20 protein-coding genes and 1 tRNA gene are annotated in these 21,435 nt (G+C 49.7%); 4 read left to right on the top strand and 17 right to left on the bottom strand.

The genetic code is table 11. The features are described from left to right. Positions 1-32: 32 nt before the first annotated feature. The 5 genes from MMG03_RS03665 to tyrS form a co-directional block, all read right to left on the bottom strand. On the bottom strand, positions 33-233 hold the full coding sequence (locus MMG03_RS03665) for a hypothetical protein (protein WP_073158531.1): 201 nt from the start codon (positions 231-233) through the stop codon (positions 33-35). Positions 234-357: 124 nt separating this feature from the next. After that, a complete protein-coding gene (locus MMG03_RS03670; protein ID WP_101479863.1) occupies positions 358-1,152 on the bottom strand; it encodes a 1,4-dihydroxy-6-naphthoate synthase in 795 nt (264 codons plus the stop codon). A gap of 108 nt (positions 1,153-1,260) precedes the next feature. Continuing rightward, positions 1,261-1,944: a futalosine hydrolase gene (locus MMG03_RS03675; RefSeq protein WP_249505634.1), complete on the bottom strand. Its 684-nt coding sequence runs from the start codon at positions 1,942-1,944 to the stop codon at positions 1,261-1,263. Positions 1,945-1,946: 2 nt separating this feature from the next. Continuing rightward, positions 1,947-2,903: a 1-phosphofructokinase family hexose kinase gene (locus tag MMG03_RS03680; protein ID WP_249505635.1), complete on the bottom strand. Its 957-nt coding sequence runs from the start codon at positions 2,901-2,903 to the stop codon at positions 1,947-1,949. 21 nt (positions 2,904-2,924) lie between these two features. Continuing rightward, positions 2,925-4,142 (bottom strand): tyrosine--tRNA ligase, encoded by a 1,218-nt coding sequence (gene tyrS, locus MMG03_RS03685; RefSeq protein WP_073158523.1) that lies wholly within the window; start codon positions 4,140-4,142, stop codon positions 2,925-2,927. Positions 4,143-4,403: 261 nt separating this feature from the next. Here tyrS and MMG03_RS03690 point away from each other — a divergent pair, with 261 nt between their 5' ends. After that, positions 4,404-5,033, top strand: coding sequence for an outer membrane beta-barrel protein (locus MMG03_RS03690; RefSeq protein ID WP_176421922.1), 630 nt, complete (start codon positions 4,404-4,406; stop codon positions 5,031-5,033). A 47-nt stretch (positions 5,034-5,080) separates the two neighbouring features. On the opposite strand, the gene MMG03_RS03695 is transcribed toward MMG03_RS03690, so the two are convergent. The 3 genes from MMG03_RS03695 to rpsU all read right to left on the bottom strand — a co-directional run bounded on the left by MMG03_RS03695 (position 5,081) and on the right by rpsU (position 7,527). After that, the gene (locus MMG03_RS03695; RefSeq protein WP_073158517.1) at positions 5,081-6,613 is read right to left on the bottom strand and encodes a sigma-54-dependent Fis family transcriptional regulator; all 1,533 of its coding nucleotides are present in this window, start codon (positions 6,611-6,613) and stop codon (positions 5,081-5,083) included. Positions 6,614-6,687: 74 nt separating this feature from the next. Next, complete coding sequence (locus MMG03_RS03700; RefSeq protein WP_073285030.1) at positions 6,688-7,158, bottom strand: GatB/YqeY domain-containing protein; 471 nt, start codon at positions 7,156-7,158, stop codon at positions 6,688-6,690. Between the two features lie 159 nt (positions 7,159-7,317). After that, entirely contained in the window at positions 7,318-7,527 is a 210-nt protein-coding gene (gene rpsU / locus MMG03_RS03705; RefSeq protein ID WP_014546541.1) for a 30S ribosomal protein S21, read from the bottom strand. A gap of 198 nt (positions 7,528-7,725) precedes the next feature. Between rpsU and MMG03_RS03710 the strand changes: the two genes are divergently transcribed. Then, complete coding sequence (locus MMG03_RS03710) at positions 7,726-8,541, top strand: SPOR domain-containing protein (RefSeq protein WP_249505636.1); 816 nt, start codon at positions 7,726-7,728, stop codon at positions 8,539-8,541. A gap of 77 nt (positions 8,542-8,618) precedes the next feature. On the opposite strand, the gene MMG03_RS03715 is transcribed toward MMG03_RS03710, so the two are convergent. Continuing rightward, positions 8,619-9,050, bottom strand: a complete 432-nt coding sequence (locus MMG03_RS03715; RefSeq protein ID WP_101479867.1) for a hypothetical protein — start codon at positions 9,048-9,050, stop codon at positions 8,619-8,621. Between the two features lie 90 nt (positions 9,051-9,140). Here MMG03_RS03715 and rimO point away from each other — a divergent pair, with 90 nt between their 5' ends. Next, on the top strand, positions 9,141-10,457 hold the full coding sequence (gene rimO, locus MMG03_RS03720; protein ID WP_249505637.1) for a 30S ribosomal protein S12 methylthiotransferase RimO: 1,317 nt from the start codon (positions 9,141-9,143) through the stop codon (positions 10,455-10,457). Positions 10,458-10,544: 87 nt separating this feature from the next. Here rimO and MMG03_RS03725 read toward each other — a convergent pair. The 6 genes from MMG03_RS03725 to MMG03_RS03750 form a co-directional block, all read right to left on the bottom strand. Continuing rightward, positions 10,545-10,619 (bottom strand) — tRNA-Arg (locus MMG03_RS03725). A gap of 115 nt (positions 10,620-10,734) precedes the next feature. Next, positions 10,735-11,724: a hypothetical protein gene (locus MMG03_RS03730; RefSeq protein ID WP_249505638.1), complete on the bottom strand. Its 990-nt coding sequence runs from the start codon at positions 11,722-11,724 to the stop codon at positions 10,735-10,737. A gap of 165 nt (positions 11,725-11,889) precedes the next feature. Further along, entirely contained in the window at positions 11,890-12,663 is a 774-nt protein-coding gene (locus MMG03_RS03735) for a DUF3108 domain-containing protein (RefSeq protein WP_249505639.1), read from the bottom strand. A gap of 69 nt (positions 12,664-12,732) precedes the next feature. Then, the gene (gene purE / locus MMG03_RS03740) at positions 12,733-13,203 is read right to left on the bottom strand and encodes a 5-(carboxyamino)imidazole ribonucleotide mutase (protein WP_073158501.1); all 471 of its coding nucleotides are present in this window, start codon (positions 13,201-13,203) and stop codon (positions 12,733-12,735) included. Then, positions 13,197-14,474 (bottom strand): phosphoribosylamine--glycine ligase, encoded by a 1,278-nt coding sequence (gene purD, locus MMG03_RS03745; RefSeq protein ID WP_249505640.1) that lies wholly within the window; start codon positions 14,472-14,474, stop codon positions 13,197-13,199. The genes purE and purD overlap by 7 nt, the downstream gene beginning before the upstream one ends. A gap of 135 nt (positions 14,475-14,609) precedes the next feature. Continuing rightward, positions 14,610-15,560: an Rpn family recombination-promoting nuclease/putative transposase gene (locus MMG03_RS03750; RefSeq protein ID WP_249505641.1), complete on the bottom strand. Its 951-nt coding sequence runs from the start codon at positions 15,558-15,560 to the stop codon at positions 14,610-14,612. A gap of 480 nt (positions 15,561-16,040) precedes the next feature. Here MMG03_RS03750 and MMG03_RS03755 point away from each other — a divergent pair, with 480 nt between their 5' ends. After that, positions 16,041-16,214, top strand: a complete 174-nt coding sequence (locus MMG03_RS03755) for a hypothetical protein (RefSeq protein WP_249505642.1) — start codon at positions 16,041-16,043, stop codon at positions 16,212-16,214. Positions 16,215-16,288: 74 nt separating this feature from the next. Here the strand turns inward: MMG03_RS03755 and MMG03_RS03760 are convergent, their stop codons facing one another. Together MMG03_RS03760 and rseP are read right to left on the bottom strand one after the other, a co-directional pair. Then, complete coding sequence (locus MMG03_RS03760; protein ID WP_249505643.1) at positions 16,289-19,888, bottom strand: InlB B-repeat-containing protein; 3,600 nt, start codon at positions 19,886-19,888, stop codon at positions 16,289-16,291. A 94-nt stretch (positions 19,889-19,982) separates the two neighbouring features. After that, positions 19,983-21,362, bottom strand: a complete 1,380-nt coding sequence (gene rseP / locus MMG03_RS03765) for an RIP metalloprotease RseP (RefSeq protein WP_073234330.1) — start codon at positions 21,360-21,362, stop codon at positions 19,983-19,985. Positions 21,363-21,435: the final 73 nt, after the last annotated feature.

Here is a 21,435-nt window from a genome sequence, read left to right on the forward strand (position 1 = left end):
GTGATAGTGGTCGCATTTGAAGTTTTCCCAGGTCAATCGTCGGCTTCCGGTTCGTCCTTTTCGCCGTCCTTCTTCGCCCCCTGGATGGAGACGCGAATCTCTTGGCAGGTTTTCTTTATGTCCTGCAACACTTTACGAGCTCTTGTACCAGCGGACTTATTGCCGCGCTGGAACTTCTCGTACTCGCGCTTAAAGTTCTCGACTTCCTGTTCAAGATCGTTCACTAAACTCATAAGCAAACTCCAAAAAAAAGATGCTGTAGGGAAAATAATTAAAGTTTTTTCTAAAAATTCGCCATTTTGTAAAATTAAGTTTACATTAACATAATATTACAATAAAATGAAACCCTTCAACAACTTATAAACCACGTACCAACGTCCACAAATGATCCAGGGCGGCCCGGCCGCGTTCCCCGACGTTTTCGGAGAAGTCATTGACAAACATCCTGATGTGGGCTTCCATGACAGAATCGTCCTCGATCTGAGCCTTTTCGCTGATAAAATCGGTGATGAGCGTATCACGGGAGCGGGCCATTTGCAGACTCTTCCGGATTTCACTTTCAACCAGTTTAACGGTCTCGGGTCCGAGTTCCCTTCGCGCCAGCGCAATTCCCAGGGGGATCGGGGTTCCAGTTTCCTGTTCCCAGAAGGCACCAAGATCCTGCAGCAGGAACAGACCGTCCCTTTTCCAGGTAAAACGATGTTCGTGGATGACAACGCCCTGAGGAGCCTCCTTGGAGCGCAAGGAACGATAGACTTGGTCGAATAGGGCGTATCGCAGGTCTGCGGGGACTTTCCGGGTTCGGGAATGCCAGAAACGGAACAGCAAGGCGGCCGTAGTGTCGCAACCGGGCAAGGTTACCGGCAGGGAATCGTCAAAGGACTCCCCCACTGCGGAAAGGAGCAGAGGTCCGCATCCATAGCCGATAGCGCCGCCACAGCCCAGGCAGACATAATCCTTTTCCACCTTGGGGTAAACCTGGGCGCTCACCTTGGCCACGTCCAGTTCGCCACGGCGGACCATTTCGTTCAGGGTCTGGACATCGGCAAAATGGACGTCCCAGTCAAAAGGGGAACCTTCAAGGCCCTTTACCAGGGCTTCGTAAATGTAGGTGTCATTGGGGCAGGAAGAAATTCCGAGAGAAAGTCGCATAAGAGATGAGGGGTGAGAGACGAGATACAAGATATGAATTACTAATTAAACAGCTAGCGTTTCCATCCTGCGAACCCCCTTTAGCCGTTTCGCTTCAACCTTTTCGCTTTACGCTAAAATGGTTGCGCGCAGTTTTTCTAGGGCTTCCCTGGATTTCCACTGGCTCTTGTCACGGGATGTGGCAAAGTTGCTAACGGCGCGGATCTGGAAAGCGGGAATCTGGAATTTTTCGCAGACCGCGAAACAGGCGATGCCTTCCATGGACTCTACGTCGCAATCCAGTTTCTGGGAACGCAAAATGGAGGTACATTCCGTACCGGTGCAGCAATTTACGGTTGCGCCTCTGACAGATTTCAGGTTGGAAACAATGTTGCGGATGGATTCCGGAGCCTGTTTGGGAGAAGCGGCGTGACGAGCTTTCGCCCAGGAACTAAAGGAACCGTCCTGTTCCTCGCAGCCGTAATCGCCCTGCAAGTCTTCGTCGACACGGACCACGTCAAGAAGGTTCAGACAACGGTTCGGATATGCGCCACAAATACCGACGTTGACTACTGCAGAAATGGCAATGTTAGTTTGTCTACACTCAAGGAGGATGCTTGTCAGACCAACAGAAAAATCCAAGGCACCGACGTCAAGTACGCAGGCGTAGGCACCGCCGGGAAATTCATCGATAGGGATCAGCTTATTGACAGCGTCGGGATATTCTGCGGACGCCTTGGGGAAGACCGCCGAAAATTCCATAGCTGTCGCAAAGGCAAACAAGGGTACATTTTCAAAGGCGGGCTTTTCCATAATCACTCCAGTTTTTCTACGGCTTCGGCCAGGGACGCCTGCAGTTCCGACACACGTTCCAGCTTAAGATTCCAGGGACGATCCGTTTCGCAACGGGCTGCGGCGACTGCGGTGGCAAGAACCAGACTGTCTTCGAAAGACATGCCCTGGGTATCTGCGTACAGCCAACCGGCAAAGAAGGAATCACCTGCACCAACGCTGTTCTTGACCTGAACTGTAGGCGGCTGGATCTGGACTCCCTGGAACTTTCCTTCTAAAAGTCTGAAGGCTCGTACCGGAGATTCCTCATCCGTAACCACAAGGTTCTTGATCGGCAGACGTTCCAAAACCGCCGTGGCGGACATCTTCCAGAACTGGGGGCTGGACATGACCAGGGGAATTCCCATTCGTTCGCACAACTTGCAGTATTCCTGCATGTTGATCTTCAGCAGTTCCACGCCCTTGGCAAGCCAGGCATCGATGTCTTCTACGGCATCCACAAAAATTTTTTTGCCGGTAAAATCCAGGGAATTGATCTTATTGACATCAAAGCCCTTGGGGAACGTTCCACAAAGGGCCACACGCTGGGTGGAGTCCCAGTAGTCGTTCAGGTTCTGCAGGAAATCATCGTTCTCGGATTCGGTCAGAACGGGAGAGGGCTCAATCAGCTCCGTAGATTCACCAGCACTGACGATGGTGGTACAGATTCGGGTCGGTTCCTTGATCCACACCGGGGCCTGCTGAACACCGCAAGCGGAAAGTTCATCAAAGATGTGCGAACCGTTCTGGTCGCCAAGGAAATGCATCAGAAGAGCCGAACCGCCCAGCAGCTGCAGGACGCGGCCACAGTTGATGCCCTTGCCCGAGGCGTATTCCTCTACCTTGGAAATACGATGTACCTCGCCAGGAGTAAACTTGTCCAGGAAGAACAAGCGCTGCCAGGCGGGATTCAAACCGAGGATGAGAATTTCTTGAGCCATACCCAAACCCTTAAAACACCCTTAGAAGTTCACCTTGTAGAACTTACGCTTACCCACCTGGATAACCATCTGGTCACCGCCCTTGATTTCGATCTGGGCCTGGGGGTCAGCAAGTTTTTCACCGCCAATCTTGACGCCACCGTTCTGGACCATGCGGCGGGCTTCACCCTTGGAGGCAAAGGCCTTGACTTCAACGAGGAGGTCGAGAGCGCCGTAGGAACCGGCTGCTACAGAGCATTCTGCTGCGTCGCTAGGAATGGCGTTACCGCTGTGGACTTCCTTTTCCTTGGCGGCGGCAGCGACCGCGGCTTCGGCGCCGTAGTACTGGGTGACGATGTCAATAGCCAGGCGATGCTTAGCTTCGTTGGGGTTCATCTTGCCGGAAGCCACGTCAGCCATCATCTGCTTGATTTCTTCCATGGGGATTTCGGTCAAGAGTTCGAACCAGTTTTCAACGATGCTGTCGGCCAGGCTGTAGATCTTGTGGTACATGACGTCGGGGGCTTCGTTGAGGCCAACATAGTTACCGATGGACTTGGACATCTTGACCTTGCCGTCGGTACCAAGCAGGATGGGCATGAAGAGACCGATCTGGGGTTCCATGCCTTCGAAAATCTGAAGGTCGCGACCGCGGAGCACGTTGAACTTCTGGTCGGTACCGCCCAGTTCCACGTCGGACTTGATGGCGACGGAATCGTAGCCCTGCATCATGGGGTACATGAATTCGTGAAGGCTAATGGGGGTATTTGCAGTATAGCGGTTGTGGAAGTCTTCGCGTTCCAGCATCTGGGCCACAGTGAACTGGCCCATGAGTTCGGTCACCTTGCTGAAGTCAAGCTTAGAGAACCATTCGCCGTTGTAGTGGATTTCCACCTGGTCGCGGCGCACTACCTTGAAGAACTGTTCCTGGTATTCCTTGGCGTTTTCCAGAACCTGTTCGTGAGTGAGACGGGGACGAGCCTTGTTACGGCCGCTGGGGTCACCAATCTGAGCGGTGTAGTCACCGACGATGAGAACTACGGTATGTCCCAGGTCCTGGAACTGACGGAGTTTGCGCATCACGACGGTGTGACCGAAGTGAACGTCCGGTGCAGTGGGGTCCACGCCCATCTTAATGCGGAGGGGAACGCCAGTCTCGTAAGACTTCTGGAGTTTCTTTTCGAGTTCATCCTGCGGGACGATATCGATCACGCCGCGCATCAAAATATCAAGCTGTTCTTTAACAGGACGGAATTGCATAATTTTCTCAGTGGTTAGTGGTTAGTGATTGGTGGTTAGGAAATGCTAGCCATCAATCAACTAAAGCCCATGGAAAAAGAGTGAATTTTCATTTTCTACGAGGAAAGATAGAAATTAGTAGGAAGTAGGAAGTAGGTAGTAGACAGGAGAAAGGTCCACGGAAGGCGCCTTACCAAAGATTAACAAAAGTTTACAAAAAAAATAACAATCTACTATTACTCTTTTTTATCTTTTACGTTGTTCAATTTTAGGAGGATTACCTTGAAAAAGAGTTTGTCTATACTCGCTCTTGCAGCTGCGTCCACTTTTGCGGCTTCTGCACCCCACACCCATGACGGATTCTTTTTGAGCCTGGCCATGGGTATGGGTTTCCAGAGCATTGATTTTGTCCTTGGTGATTATGATGACGAAACAACCAGTCAATCGGGGCTAGCAACAGACATTGATATAAAAATCGGTTTTTCCTTAACAAACAACCTCGCCCTTCACTTGACCCTTGCTGGCAACACCCCCACATCCACGATTTACGATCTTGAAGATTTTAACGAGGATGACGAATTCAAGGATTTTAAGACAAACCTTTCCATCCTCGGCATCGGTGCTACATACTATTTCCCGGGCAACTACTTAGCATCTGCGTCTATCGGCGTCGGACAGTTCCGCGTATGTGATGACATTCCCACATTCCAGGCCAATGTCCAGGGGAATCCAGACGATTACTCCCGCAGTGGCTTCGCCCTCCAGCTGGCCGGCGGCAAGGAATGGTGGATCAGCGAAAACTGGGGTATCGGCGCAACGGCCGCTATTCTGTACGGCAGAGAAACCAATCTTGGCGACGCAACTGAATCTTCCATCGGTATATCCGCAAGGCTTACCGCAACTTGGAACTAATGTTTCTACGATAAAAAATTACAAGGACCTCCCCAAAGGAGGTCTTTTTATCGGGTAAATGCAGCTAGGTCGATGCCTAGCTGTTTTATTTTGTACGTAAGAATGCGGGGCGTGGTGGAGAGGCTGCGGGCGGCTGCGGCCATCTTGCCTTTGGAACTTTTGAGGGCGTCGCAGATGATGTCGCGTTCGTAGGCTTCCACCATCAGCTTCAGGTTGCCGGACACCTGGGTGCCGGAAGTTTCTGCCGTCTGCAGCGTTGTGGGGAAATGGTGCGGGTAGATGACGTCTTCGTCGGTCACGAGGACCGCGCGCTCGATGGCATTTTCCAGCTCGCGGACGTTGCCGGGCCAGGGGTAGCTCATGAGCATGTTGATGGTGGTGCGGGCCAGACGGCGCACGTTCTTACCTACAATACGGCAGTAATGTTCCACAAAGTGGTCTGCCAGAAGAACAATATCCGTCTTGCGGTTATGCAGGGCGGGAACGTAAATGGGAGAAATGTGAAGCTGGTAATAAAGGTCTGAACGGAAAGTGCCGTCGGCCACCATCTGCTGGAGATTCTTGGTGGTAGCAGCAATAATGCGGACATCCACCTTCTTGGAAAAACGGGCTCCCACACGCTCCATTTCACCATCCTGCAGAAGGCGCAAGAGTTTCACCTGTAGATTGGGAGAAAGTTCCGCCACTTCATCCAGAAAGAGAGTTCCACCATCGGCCTGCTCCACGCGGCCCGGAGTTTCCGTAAGCACGCCAACCAAGGCGCCACGCTCGCTTCCGAAGAGTTCGCGGTCCAGCACAGATTCTGGCATAGAGGCGCAGTGGACGCGAATGTAGGGGTGCGTATTGCGGTCGGAGCGGTAATGGATGGCTTCAGCAACGAGGCCCTTGCCGGTACCCACCTCCCCCACGATCAACACGGGAAGAGGGTTCTTGGAAACCTGGTCGATCTGGGCGTAGACACGCTGCATTTCACTGGAGCGGCCGATAATATTGTCAGGCTGGAAACGGTCCTTAAGCTCCATAGTCAAACGTTCGTTTTCCGCCTTCAGGATTTCGTTTTCTTCGCGGGCCTGACGACGCAATTTAACAGCCGCGGCCAACATCTGGGCGATAATTTCCAGAAGGCGAAGTTTTTCGGGAAGCTGTTCTTCCACAGGATCCTGGACGTCGGCACTCAAGGCACCAATGACCTCATGTTCCATGATCACGGGAACGCAAAGGAAAGCACGGTTTTCATCCTTACCACGACCAGTACGGTCAAGGAAGTTGGGATCCTTACCCACAGAGGGAATGATGACCGGCTTACCAGTTTCCACCACGCGGCCAGTGACGCCTTCACCCACCTTATAGCGACCCTTACGGGCCTGGCGGCTGGAAAGGCCTTCTGCAATTTCAATGGAGATTTCGCCGGTATGGCGATTATACAAAGTAAGGGTGGCATGCTGCACACCCATGGTAGACTCCAACACTTCAAGAATGGGATGCGCCACATTCTCGAAGTCCAGACTCTGGTTCAAAATGGAGCTGATCTTGTAGAGCAGCTCCAGTTCTTGAATCTTACTTTGTTGTAGTTTTTCCATCTAGTAGTTTTCGCTGGATCCTTCGCTTCGCTCAGGATGACATCACTGTCTACTTCCTACTAACCACTGTCTACTTACTTCAGGGCTTCCTGGACGAGGGCGCTAACGCGCTTGCCATCGAAACGGCCCTTCACCTTGGGCTGAAGTTCCTTCATGATCTTGCCCATATCCTTGGGAGAGGAAGCTCCAGTTGCAGCCTTGATTTCGGCGATGAGAGCCTTCACTTCTTCTTCGGAAAGTTCGGCAGGCATATACTTCTTGTAGATGGCGATGACAGCTTCTTCAGCGGGAATCTTGTCTTCAAAGCCACCCTTCTTGAGGATTTCAATGGCTTCCTGCTTCTGCTTCACGCTCTTTGCCAGGGCATCGACGCACATTTCGTCGGTAATGCTTTCGGTAATCTGGGCGGGAGTAGCGCCGGCCTTCATGGCTTCATTCTTGATATCAGAATGAAGAGTGCGAAGAACACTGAGAGTTTCGGAATCATGAGCCTTCATAGAGGCCTTGATATCATCAAGAATGCGAGTCAACAATTCACTTGCCATATTTTTCCCTTTGACTATAAACACCTAATGAGCCACCAACCACAGGTTAGCGACTCACAAAGTAGAAAGTTTCGCTTTTTAGGAATGCCCGGCTACGCGTAAGCTAGACATTCTCCGGCGTGACACTATCTGGATTGTACCCTAGACAGGGCGACCAGACTAGTAGAGACGCTTGCGGTTCTGGTCAGCGATTTCCTTCAGGCGCTTGCGACGAGCAGCAGTTTCGATGCGCTTCTTTTCTTCAGAAGGCTTTTCGAAGCGCTGACGCTTCTTGACATCGGAAATGATGCCGTTCTTTTCGCAAGACTTGGTGAAACGCTTGAGAGCGCGTTCGAAAGGTTCGTTGGACTTAACAATAACGCCGATCACGATAATCCTTTGGTTAAGTTTAAAATTCAAAATTGGATAGCCAAATATATTTATTCCCAATAGTTCCGTCAAGGGTAATAAAAAAAAGACCCTTTTTATTTTTTTATAACTTGCGGAATATCAAAGACTTATGTATATTTTAACCGAAAATCATATAGCTTATTTTTTTGATACATTCAATAAAATTCGGAGATTTTGATGAAATCCCTTTCCGTTTTTTCTGCGAAAATCGCAACGATAATTTCTCTTGCCGCGGCATGTTCGATGTTCGTTGCCTGCAACGAAGAGGAAGACCTCGTTCCCCAGATGGAACCCGCCAAGCCCGCCGCCCAGGCAGCACCCGCTCCCAAAGCAGCAGCTCCTGCCCCGGCTCCCAAGCCCGCCCCCGTCGAAGAAGCTAAGAGCGCAGACGAACCGGTCCTGGTTCCCATCCAGTCCCTTTCCAACGACAACAAGGATGATGCTCCCGCAGCAGTTGCCGCCCCCGAAGGCAGCAACCAGCCCGGCAGCAAGGGCGATTTCGTAATTCAGGTCAGCATCCAGTCTTCCAAGAAGGCCGCTGACGGTATCGTAAAGAAACTGGCAGAACAGAATATCAAGGCCTACATCGCCGAAGTCGAAAATCCGGGCGAGCTGGAAGGCACATACTACCGCATCCGCGTCGGTTTCTTTGAAACCAGCAACGACGCCCAGGAATACGGTAAGCAAGTCCTGAAGGCATTGAATTTTGCATGGTGGGTCGACAAACGTAAGAACGACGAAGTCGGCAATCCCGCAGGCGATTACTCCAGTGACATGGAAGAAGACGAAGAAGAAGAGGAAGAAACTCCGGCTCCGGCACCCAAGCCCGCACCGGCTCCCGCACCGGCTCCGGCGCCCGCTCCCGCTCCCGAGCCTGCTCCGGCTCCCGCACCTGCCCCTGCACCGGCTCCTGCTCCTACTCCGGCTCCGGCACCCGAGCCTGCTCCCGCTCCCGAAGCACCGGCCGCAGACGGTTTCGACGACTGGGAATAATTCAAAAAAGTCAGCTTTACAAGAAAGGCCCCGTTCTTCTGAACGGGACCTTTCTTTTATGTAGACAAGCAACAGCCTTAGTCAGCCATATTTTGCAACATACCGCACATTTCGTTGAAATCAGCTTCAGCTTCCACCAATCCTTCCGAAGCTAAGCCCATGTATTCGCTGTGTTCATCCACGGTCACCTGCGTGCCAGAGCAAGCCACCTTGTAGCTTCCATCCAACCAGTAGGATGCTTCTTCCTTAAAATTGGCGCATGCTTTGTCCGCCTCAGCCTGTGTGGCGTATCCATAAACAGAGTGGTATGTAACCACATCGTCACTTACCTGCGTGGCAACAGATGTATAGGACTCACCCATATAGGCCGCATCAACCTTAACGGTTGTGGATGTCGAAGACACCCTGCAATATGTTCCATTGCCTGCGCTAGAACCACTGTCTCCGCAAGCGGTCAGGAAAAAAGCGGAACATGCCAACAAGGCAAGAGCTTGAGCCTTTAAATTCATATGTCCTCCAAATTAAATATGAGCGTTTTCAAATATACGTTTTTCAATTCCTATTTAATATCCGCCACCCCCAAAATCTATATTTGGTCCATGCCTACAAGAAAGCCTAAGATTTTCGTCGTTCATCTCGGTTGTTCCAAAAACCAGGTGGACGCAGAACGCCTCGTTGGAGAAATGCTGAACGTCGGTTTTGAAACCACGGAAACAGCCTCCAAGGCCGATTACATCCTGGTAAACACCTGCGGATTTATCGAAGCCGCCAAGGAAGAATCCATCAACGCCATCCTCGCCCAGGTAAAGGGCAAGAAAGCGAAGCAAAAGCTGATCGTGACGGGATGTCTCAGCAAGCGCTACGGCGAAGAGCTGGAAAAGGAAATCCCCGAAGTCGATTTCTGGGCAGGCACCTATCAGCCCGGCGAACTTCTGGCAAAGATGGGCATCGACCAGCCCGCAGGCTGCAACCCCGAAAAGTTGCCCCGCCTGAACCTGGGCGGACTCCCCCACCACGCCTACCTGAAGATTGCGGAAGGCTGCAACCGCCGCTGCGCCTACTGCGCCATTCCCAATATCCGCGGCCTGCAAAAATCCACCTCCATCGCCGACCTGGTGAAGGAAGCCAAGGAACTGGAAGCCCAGGGCATCAAGGAAATCACCCTCATCGCCCAGGACACCACCTTCTTCGGTCGCGAAAAGAAGAACGAAAGCGAGAACCTGACCAACCTGCTGAAGGCCCTCCTTGCAGAAACCAGCATTCCCTGGATCCGTATGCTGTACTGGTACCCCGCCTTCATCGACGATGAACTGCTGGACCTGATGGCCAAGGAACCCCGCCTGGTCAAGTACATCGACATGCCTATCCAGCATAGCAGCGACCCCGTTCTGAAGAACATGCTGCGCAAGTACACCCGTCAGGAACTCCGTGACATCCTCCGCAAGATCCGCACCAAGCTCCCCGACGTCACCCTCCGTACCACCGTGCTGGTAGGCTTCCCCGGCGAAACCCACGAAGACTTCGAAGACCTGATGGACCTGCTCCAGGAAATCAAGTTCGAGCACTTGGGCGGATTCGTGTTCAGCCCCGAAGAAGGCACTCCGGTCATGACCATGAAGAAGCTCGCCCCCGTGGACGAAAGCGACGCCCGCGCCCGCCTGGACGCCATTACGGACTTCCAGGAAGAACTGGCCGCACAGAGAGCCGAGGAAATGATCGGCAAGACCGTGACCGTCATCCTGGACGAAGAAGCCGAAGAAAGCGAATACCACTTCTACGGCCGCACCGAAGGCAACTCCCTGGACACCGACGACATCGTGAAGGTCCTGGAAGGCGACGGTGAAGTTGGAACGTTCCGCCAGGCATTGGTTGTCGATGCGGAACCCCACGAACTGATCGTAAAGTTGCTAGACTAGATTATTTTGGGGTGGTCCGCCGACCCCAAGCGCAAACAATAAAAAGAACATAAAAAAAGGCCCCCGCTGGGGGTCTTTTGCGTTTTATGCTCTCGACGCGACTCGAACGCGTGACCTTCTCCTTCGGAGGGAGACACTCTAATCCAACTGAGCTACGAAAGCGAAAGCCTCTAGAACCGTTGAACGTTCTTCAAGGCAATTCGCAATATAGTAAAAAAGAAAACCGCCCATCTTGATTGGGGCGGCATTCTTTAAAACTTGTTCCAAAAGTTAGCTGTTATCGACCAGCAGCGCTAGAACGGGCACGAGCCTTTTCACGTTCACGACGACGCTTTTCGGTGTCATCCGGGAAGAGTTCCGGCAGGGCATAACCGATGGCGATACCGAAGACAATACCAGTCTTGTTCATACCGTCCTGGTTAACCACCTTGGAATCCCACTGACCATTCTGCCACATGCCAAGCACTTCACGCTTGCCCCAGCTGGGGTTGTCGGTGGATTCATCCCACTGGGCAGGCTTCTTTGCCAGCTTGGGAGCATAGTACATACCGATAGAGAACTGCAGGTAGTACCATTCATTGGTCATATAGGCAATAAGAACGTCAAACTGGTAACCTTCCACAGAAATCAAGGCACGAACGTTATTATCCGGTTTGATGTCATGGTCGAAGTAAACAGTACCATAAGAAGCAGAAATACCCAGATGGAGAGGATTCTTCGGGAAGAGGTAGTAGTTAATACCGGCCTTCCAACCAGAGCCACCTTCCAATTCAAATTCTTCGAAGTCGGTGTCGGTACCCTTAGGCAGGAAACCGAAAGAACCGAATACGGCCAGATGGAACGGCAGGACGTATTCCGCACCAATACCGAAGCTCATACCCATACCGGTTTCACCCATGAAGGCATAGCGAGAACCCATACCCATCTGCAGAATGAGACGGTTACGGAGCCAGTCACGACGACGTTCGGAGTTTGCGTATTCATCCTGACGCTGTTCTTCTTCGAACTTCTTGCGTTCCAGCTGTTCCTTGCGCTGAGCGACAGTCAGATCGCCGCTGGCAAATTCTTCATCTTCCCCTTCTTCGTCATCGTCGTCCATGGCAGCAGCACGGGCAGCCTTGCCCTTAGATGCCTTCGGCGGAGCAGAGACAAAGCCATCATCGTCTTCGTCATCGTCAGAAGCAACAGACGGAGCGGAGACGTAATCGTCGTCATCATCATCCTGAGCCCAAGATACAGACGCAAAAGCGGACAAACCGAGAGTCAAACAGGTAGTCAACAAAAGTTTTTTTAACATCAAAAGCCTCTGATTATATAATCGCCTTTGGAATATAACTTATTAAATCCGCCAAATGCAAAAGCCTTTATGTAAAAGTTGATTAAAAATGCCGATTTTTATAAAAACAGCGGGTTTGTGCGACCCAAGGTCCCGCTATTCCACTTTTAACAACTTGGCTTTTATGGAACCGAGGGCAATTTCGCACTCCATAAGGACCGGAATACGACGTTCATCATCGGTCAGCCATATAAAAATGCGGCCCTTCGACACAAAAATGCCGTCTCCATCCAGCACGGGTTCCACTTTTATAGTGTTTACCGTGCCAATTTTGGTCTTTAGGGATTCGCGTCCATGGACAAGGACCTTCAGTTCGTAGCGTTTCTTGCCGCTCACTGCCGAAAAGCGAGAAGTATCCCCTACCGTCAACGGCAGAGTTCGGACCAGGTAAAAGGCAGACATGATGCTGTGCTCGATACCCTGGATGGCCACGACGGTATCGGCGGAGCGCTTGACCTTGCGAACCTTTCCGTCGGTAAAGACCGTGTCGGAAAGCCATGCCTTTTCGCCCTTGCGGTCGAACCGGATTACGGACTTGTTATGGTAGCTACCCTCGTTCAAGGTCTTGCGGAAAACTTCCGTCATGAGACCCTTGTTACGAACGCGGGTGTAGATGGTGTCAGACACCGGATAGATTTTCTTGAGGGACCCCTCGTCATGAGCCAAGGTGTAGAATTCAGTCTTGCCGTCCTTGGAAGGTTTGACCTCCAGCACGGCCTTGCCTGCAGTAATGATACCCCAGCCCAGACTAAAAGTCAGACGTTCACCCTTCATCCAGGGAGCCTTGACCTCGGGAAGGTTCGGCTCACCGGCAAAGGATGAAGTAGAAAGCAGGCCTAGAAACGCAAATGCAAAAAACAACTTAGACACAAAGCCAAATTTGCACTTGATTTTTTCCACGATCCTAACCACTTCCTACCGTCTACTTCCTACTACCTACTAGCCTTCGATGTCGCCCAGACCCTTGCGGTATTCCACAAGCTTTGCCTTGACGGCAGGGTCAGTGAGAGCGACGATGTGGGCGGCCAGGTAGCCGGCGTTCTTGCCGTTACCGATACCAACAGTTGCAACAGGAATGCCACCGGGCATCTGGACGATGGAATGGAGAGCGTCCACACCGTTCAGGGGACCGCCAGCGCAGGGCAGACCGATCACCGGAAGGATGGTGTGAGCGGCCAACACGCCCGGAAGAGCTGCGGCGAGACCGGCAACACCGATGATGACCTGGAGGCCACGGCCTTCAGCTTCCTTGGCGTACTTTGCAGTAGCGTTGGGAGTGCGGTGTGCAGAGTAAATGTTGAATTCCCACTTGATGCCGAAGCTGTCCAGCACAGCGGTGATCTTGTCTACAACTTCCTGGTCGCTCTTGCTACCAGCGACGATACCAACCTTAGCGTTTTCTACTAGCATCTTGCCAAACCCTTCTTACCAATGTCCTTACGATAGAACTTACCTTCGAATTCAACCTTTTCGCAAGCGGCGTATGCAACGTCCAGAGCTTCGCGAAGAGTTGCACCGTGACCTACGACGCCGAACACGCGACCACCGTTGGTGACCAGCTTGCCGTCGGCCATCTTGGTACCGGCGTGGAGAACCTGCGCGCCGTTCTTTTCGGCTTCTTCGATGCCGGTAACCACCTTGCCCTTTTCGTAGGAACCAGGATAGCCGGCACTTGCGAGAACCACGATTGCAGCGGAACCCTTGGGAGCCTTGGGAGCGCCAAGCTTGGCCAGTTCGCCCTTTTCGGCAGCGTCAAAGAGAGCCAGCACGTCGCCATCGTAAAGCGGCAGAACAATCTGGCATTCCGGGTCACCCAGACGGCAGTTGTATTCCACAACCTTGGGGCCCTTGGAAGTCACCATGATACCCACATAGAGCACACCAGTGTAAGGCTTGCCTTCGGCTGCCATACCCTTGAGGGTGGGTTCGATAATAGTCTTCTTCACTTCGTCCAGCAGGGCGTCGGTAACAACCGGAGCCGGAGAGTAAGCACCCATTCCACCAGTGTTCGGGCCCTTGTCGTCGTCGAAGACGCGCTTATGGTCCTGAGCGGAAGAGAGGATGGTGTAATCCTTGCCGTCGGAAACCACGAAGATGGAGGCTTCTTCGCCGTCCATGAATTCTTCGATCACGACAGTCTTGCCGGATTCGCCGAACACGGCCTTTTCGCCAAGCATTTCTTCAACAGCGTCGTCAGCTTCCTTGTCGGTCATGCAGACGATGGCGCCCTTACCAGCAGCAAGGCCGGAAGCCTTCACCACGATGGGAGCGGGATGTTCTGCCAGGAACTTCTTTGCGGAAGCCAGGTCAGTGAAAGTTTCGAATGCTGCGGTGGGAACATTGTACTTCTTCATGATGTCCTTGGAGAAAGCCTTGGAGCCTTCCAGAGCAGCAGCACCGGCGGTGGGGCCGAATGCACGGAGACCGCGAGCGCGGAATTCGTCAACCACACCGGCGACCAGAGGAATTTCCGGTCCGATGATGGCGAGATCAATATTGTTTGCCACAGCCAGGTCTGCAATAGCCTTGGGGTCGGCCACATCTACGGGGATGCACTTGCCGAGATTTGCCATGCCAGGGTTGCCCGGTGCGCAGATGAGAGTGTCGCACATGGGTGACTTCTTAACAGCGAGGGCGATGGCGTGTTCACGACCGCCGCTACCGACTACGAGAATGTTCATAATGACCTCTTAAGGCGTGAGACGAGAGACGAAAGACGAGAGATGTTCCCGAAAACGTCACTAGTCCGTGGAATAATTTACGGAAACAAAAGTAGAAAAAAGCTGTCAGGAAATGTGGAAGGGGACTCGCAAAGGCTACAATGCTTTTACCTGTTCCTCGGTGAGATTCTGGTACTTAATGACCTTTTCCAAAGGAATATTGTCACGAAGCATCTCGCGAGCAGCCTGCAACTTCTCAAACAAAGCCTTTTGGCGTTCTTCCTTGCGGCCAATATCTTCGCCATCAGCTTTACCCTGCAGGTACGAGCCTTCTTTTTCGTATGCGAGATCAGTCATGCCGTCGGCCTCCAGAAGAAAAACATCATTAGTGTACGAGGAAAAAGATACATCATTTGCAAACTCCCTGTCAAGGAGACCTTCAGCTTTTTCCTCCGTGATTTCCTTATCCTCCAAAATTTCGCGGAAGAGACGAAGCATGTCAGCTCGGCGGCTCTGTTCACGCAGTTCCAGCGGAGTGCGGTCTTCGATGGCAAAGAACTTTTCCAATTCTACCAGATTGATATCCAATTTGTCATAGTAAAACTTTTTATTGCGAACCAATTCCAAAGTGTGGTAGTAATGGTCTCGGTCCAGGACGAACTGATCCTCGGTTAGGATACTCAGAATGTAGATGTGCGGCAGGTCGTAGGACTTGGATTTCTTCACGGTTCTACTGATTACACGGGATGTGTAGTAGATGAGACGATCAACAAACAACTGGTTATAGTTTTGCTGAACTTCAATGAGTACAGGTTCCCCCGCCTGGGTAGTACCATAGATGTCAAAGATTGCAGTCTTCTCGTTCAGTACGCCAGGGTTTTCTTGCACGCCTAGGGAAAACTTCGAAATGGCCTTGTCACCCTCCAAGCCAAGCATTGCGTTGAGGAACATTACGGTTCGCAGCGGTTTGGCTTCGTTCGCCAATAAAATCTTGATCATTCCATCACTGAACGGATAGACATTCTTGAAGATCTTGCGATAATGGGCCAGACGGTCGGGATTCTTTTTGATATCCTTCGCCATGGCGATAAATTCCTTACGATTCATTTTCACTCCATAAAAAAAGACCGCCGCTGCGTCCGGGCGCAAGCCCTAGGCAGTAAAGCGATCTAACAAACTATGTTACGTGATGGAATTTAGAAAGAGGCTACGAGAAAAACAAGGGACCAGGTTTCCACTGACGCATTTTGCAAACAACTGTTTGCACGAGAGCCTTGGCGATCAAGTTTACTTGAATCGACATGGCCGAGGCTTAGGTTGTTCTAGAAACAACTGTTGACACGAGTGTCGTGACCATGGCAAGTTTACTTGCCATGGGGCATGACCGAGGTCAAGGTTGTTCTATAAACAACTGTTGACACGAAAACGTGGCCCTTGACTTATTGCACCAGATGGATGTATATTTGCGCAATTAAATTGCGCATTAATCTGCGCCTCGGTCATATCCAAGCAATCTTGGCTGCGACTCTCGGCTTGCGATTAATTTAGGGTCATTGGCTTATAGAGAATTTCAAGGAGGCATTCAGAATGGATTTCGTTCGTCCAAACTACAAGACTGTCGGCGACGCCATTTTTGAAGACGGAGAAAAGCGCCAGGCCGAAGAAACCGCCCGCAGGATGCTTGCCGAAAATGAGCCCATGGAAAAGATTATCGCCTACACAAGTCTTTCCAGGGAGCAGATCGAAGCGCTCAAGAAATAATTTGTACGGGTTTAAAGGGAAAGGCTTCTGTCTAGTTGACAGAAGCCTTTTTTACAACAAAAAAATGCTAGCACTTATCTTTTCAATAGGACTTTCCACATACGTTTCCCAGCCATAACGATATACGTTCCAGGGCGATTCACTTTTATCCGAGCAGTTCCATTTGAATAAGACTTCGAAAGCAATTTTCCATTCACATCAAATACAGTAACAAAACCATCAAATTCGTCCACAAAGATTTCATTTTTAAAAGTGTATATAGACACAACGGGAATCTTTTTCAATTGGAAATCAAGCCCATCTGTAGCTGAACTGGAATCGGGATCAACTTCGTCACTCGGACTCGATTCAGGATTTTCGCTTGAGCTGGATTCAGGAGCATCACCTGGATATGAGGGAATAACTGGAGCTCCAGAAATATTTATTTCACCGGTCAAATTCGGATAGGAATCTACGCCAATGTTTTGTCCCCACATCGATCCATCAATTTCATCACTGTCATATTCACGCAAGGCTTTCGCAATTGAACCATCAGCGAACTCTAGCTGAGTCGCAGCTGAGCCAACTGATTCTACACTATCAAGAGACAAATAATAAGAATGTTCAACTTTGCACAAGGAATCGCTATTGCAATTTATTAGGTTAGAATTACCATTACTTAAAACCATCCCGTTAAAAGAATTGACAATACGAACGAAGCTCCCCGAATTAATTTTTCCAACCAAGCCTCCAACACTTACATCATCCCCACTTCTTACGGAACCGATATTAAAGACATTCCGCACAAGCAAGTGACCATTCTGTTTTACAAGACCGACTAAGCCACCGGCCAGCCCAGCTGAAATAATAGAGCTGTTGAATACACCTTCCAGCAAAACGTTTCCTTCAACAGTTCCTGCAATCGCACCAGCCTGACCAGAGCTTTTTAGATATGATTGTGCAATGCCAACGTTCTTGACAACAGCTCCATCACCCTCGACATCTCCTTTCAAATTTGCAAACAGTCCTACCCCTACAACATAACTTGACGCATAAAAGAGTCCGTTTATTGTATGTCCCTGACCGTCAAAGGTTCCTCTAAAGTTTTGAATTGGAGTCCATACAACCAAATCATCATCACTAAACTTCAACGTTCCATCTGGTTTAAGAAAGTCCTTATTAACAGTGATATCAGCTACTTGTTTGGCGCAGGCTCTTTCCTGTTTACTCATTCCATTTGCGCCATTAACAATAGCAGCAAAACTGTACAGGTCATCGACTGTTTTTATGACATAACATTCATCCTCTGTTTCCGGCGCCCTGATTGAAATCCACTTTGCATAAAATTCCATATCACCCTTAGTTTCAGCATTTATAGGATGGACTACAGAACCATCAAATGATTTATTATTATACCATCCAACGAATATCTTATTTTGTACGGATGGGTTCTTGATATATTCTGGAACACCTTCAACGTAATTCATGACTTCGTCTGTAATACTATCGTCATTATAGTGAAACGCTGCTTTTGAAACTTTAAATAATTCAGCATCGAAATTAACGTTTAAAACAGGATATAAATCTACGCCTACATTTTGTCCCCATACGGATCCATCGACATCCGTACTTGAATAGTTATGCAAGGCCGAAGCCACAGAGCCATCCTTGAACTGTTCTAACTTGACCGAGGTTTCTCCATAGCCAGACGAACTAGGAGCATAAGAGTGAACAACAATAACACTACTATCCTTTTTATTCTTAACGTACCCAACAAAGCCTTGTTTCGTATTGAAGGAATTTATGAACTTGACCTGTTCGTTTCCATACGAACCACCTAGCATACCTCCTACACATTGATAGCCAGCAACGTTTCCTGCGAAGTACGAATTGCTAATAGTAAGGGCATGTCCATTTTCGTAGCCAACAAGGCCTCCCGTAAACGTCCCTCCTTTTATTGTACTTGTACTGTAAGAATTTTTGACATAAACATAGCCTGTCGCCTTGCCTATCAAAGTCCCCGCATCATCGTGCGAATTGATATAGGAATCTACAAGGCCAACATTTTCTATAATGCCAGGATTTTCGCTTGAGCCAGATACATAACCAAAAAGACCAATCTGATCCTTCTTGGAATCATTGTAATAAAGTCCAGATATATAATGTCCTTGGCCATCGAATGTACCGCTAAACGGGCCTATCGGAGTCCAGGTTTTAAAAGTTGATGAACCTGCACTATTCAAATTTCCTTTTTCATCAAGAACATTTTTATTGACAACAATATTTGCAGTCAGCCTGCCACAAGCAGTTCGTTCCTGAGTAAATCCATCATTTCCATTGACAATTGCAGCAAAAACATAAAGATCTTCACCTGACGAAATTTCATAACAACCGTCTTTCTTTTCAAGTGTCTTTAACCACTTCGCAAAGAACTCTTTTGAGCCAGTATCACTCGCCAAAATTTTCGTTACAGCATTCCCCGAAAAGTCACTATCGGAATACCATCCTCCAAAAAGATAATTCTGCCGTAAAGGGACCTGTAATGTAGTGCCAACACCTTCCAAATACTGTTGGACATATTCAGCAGTGTCGCCATCAAAGGTATGCAGTTTGACATCATAAAGAGTTACTTCTCCCGAATACCCTTTTACAAACCCACTCAGAATCGGATACGGATCTGTACCAACGTTTTGACCCCAAACCTCACCTTTAAAGCCATAGTGAAGCATAACTGCTAATTCGCCATTAGAGAAGGACGCATCCGTTCTCTCAAATTCACCCGAATTCGTCCCTTTATTGAACGAATTATTCGTTGTCAAGTTTGCGGTAGCATCTACATATCCAACCAAACCTGACAACAGTGCGTTATACAGTTTTACTGTATTAAAAGAATTTTCAATCGTGAGATCAGTTTCTTTACCAACAATTCCGACAATTCCCCCAACATAACTTCCCGATTGATCAATTTGTGCGATGTTGTAACAATTTCTCACCAGGTTCTTACCCGTATGAATATAGCCGGCAACACCACCAATGTACATAGCCGGATAAATACTATTGGGTCGTTCATATCCTTTAACAACGCCCTCGTTGTACGAATTAAGGAACGTTCCATTCATGCTGGAAAGTCCAACAAGTCCACCTACCCCCGTAGAGCCAACCACAGTACCCTTGTGAAAAACATTTTCCAAAGTGAGATTTCTCGCAAGAGCAACAATTCCTCCTACATACAGATCTCCATAGAAATAAGAATCAACAATTCCGACATTCCTCACAATCGAGTAATCTTTTTCGGACGTTCCCGTAACAGTCAGGATAAATCCCGCAGAAGCAAAGGTTTCCGTATTTTTGTAGTAAAGTCCTGATATCGTATGATTTTGCCCGTCAAAAACTCCCGTAAAATTGGCAATAGGAGTCCAGGGAATAAAATCACTTCCATCCCCATTCAGGGAGTCACCTTCTAAAACATTGTTGTTGACTACAATATCCGCAACAAGCTTCGCGCAAACCGACTCCTTCGATTGCCCCCCAGCATCCATCTCATTCATGATTTTTGCGAAACCATACAATTCTTCTGCAGAAGAAATTTGGTAGCAATTGTCAATTTTCATAGGAACCTGCGGGGTTCCTGAGTATGCAGCAAGAACTGATTCACTTAAAAGGAGGCATAATCCAACGAGAGATACGAATTTCATACGTAAACCATCCTATGGCTAAACTGATTTCTTCCACCATCGCAGTGAATTGACTCAGCTAAATCTGATACGGGACTCAGGATGACGCCATGCGTTACTTCAAGAACAGGCTCAGCTTTCCAAAGTCAAGGATTGTGATGAACACAAAGAATGAAATGAAGAATGCGGCAGCTACGTTCTGAATAATAGTCTGAGTCTTTGTAGAAAGGGGTTTTCCGCGGAGTTTTTCGATGCCCAGGAACATAAGCAGGCCACCATCGGTAATGGCCAGCGGAAGCAAGTTCATCACGCCAAGGTTGATGCTGATGAGTGCCAGGAGCATAAGGAATTCCTGGAAGCCGCTCATCCATACGTTACCCATGACCGCCACGATGGAAACGGGGCCGGAGAAAGCGTCCATCTTGACTTGACCCTTGAAGAGGCGGCCAAAATAACGGAAGATGCTGGTGGTCATTTTCCAGCTGGTAGCGCAAGTCTTTTCAAGAGCCTCGATGGGACCGCGACGAACAAACTTTGTTTCGCGGAAGAGGACATAGCCCATCTGCACACCCACCATATAGCGCTTGTATTCTTCATTATAGACCGGAGTCATGGGGAGAGTAAGAGTGTCGCCATTGCGTGTAACGGTTACGCGGACTTCTTCGCCCTTGGAACCATCAATCTGACGGACCACATCTTCGTAGCGGCCAATATGCTTGCCGTTAATTTCAAGAACGGTATCGTTCTGAAGAATTCCAGCCTTTTCTGCAGCGGAACCTGCCACCGGCGGCAAACGGACAATCACGCGATTCTGAGGGTAAATGCCAATATCGCCGATACCCATCTTGGTTTCGGAATCGGTGGAGTCCTGTGCGGGAATTACCAGTTCTTCGGGCACCACAACAATGGTCTGCACAGAACCTTCGCGATGGACTTCCAATTCCACATTGGCGCCAAGGCTTACGCCGATCTGTTCGCGGAAATCATCCCAGCCCTGAGTGGGCTTACCGTTAATGGCGGTGATGGTGTCGCCGGGAATAATGCCTGAAACTTCGGCGGGAGAATTCTTACCTACAAAGCCAATAATCAATTCCTTGTTAGCGGGTTCCTGAACGCCCACCATGTAAAGAATCATCAAAAGGACAAATGCAAACACAATGTTGATGAAAGGTCCGGCAAAGGCGATGGCTGCGCGGGCGCCAACGGACTTAGCCATAAAATCACGTTCATCCAGAGCTTCGCCTTCCTGGATCTTGTCGGGATTTTCACCGGCCATGGCCACATAGCCACCAAAGGGAATGGCGGAAATACAGTATTCGGTTTCGCCAACCTTGTACTTCAGAAGTTTCTTGCCAAAGCCAACACTAAAGGTGTTCACCTTGACGTTATTCCACTTTGCCACCAGGAAATGACCCAGCTCATGGATAGTCACCAAAAAACTCAGGCCAATCAGGCCCAAAACAAACATCAAAACATTATCAAGGACATTTTCCATCGTTTTTCAATATAGCAAAAGGCGAGAGCAACGACGAGTTACACTATGGGCTTTATAGCAGAAAGGCGAGCCG

It is taken from the genome of Fibrobacter sp. HC4 (genome assembly GCF_023373925.1).
Classification (GTDB): Bacteria; Fibrobacterota; Fibrobacteria; order Fibrobacterales; family Fibrobacteraceae; genus Fibrobacter.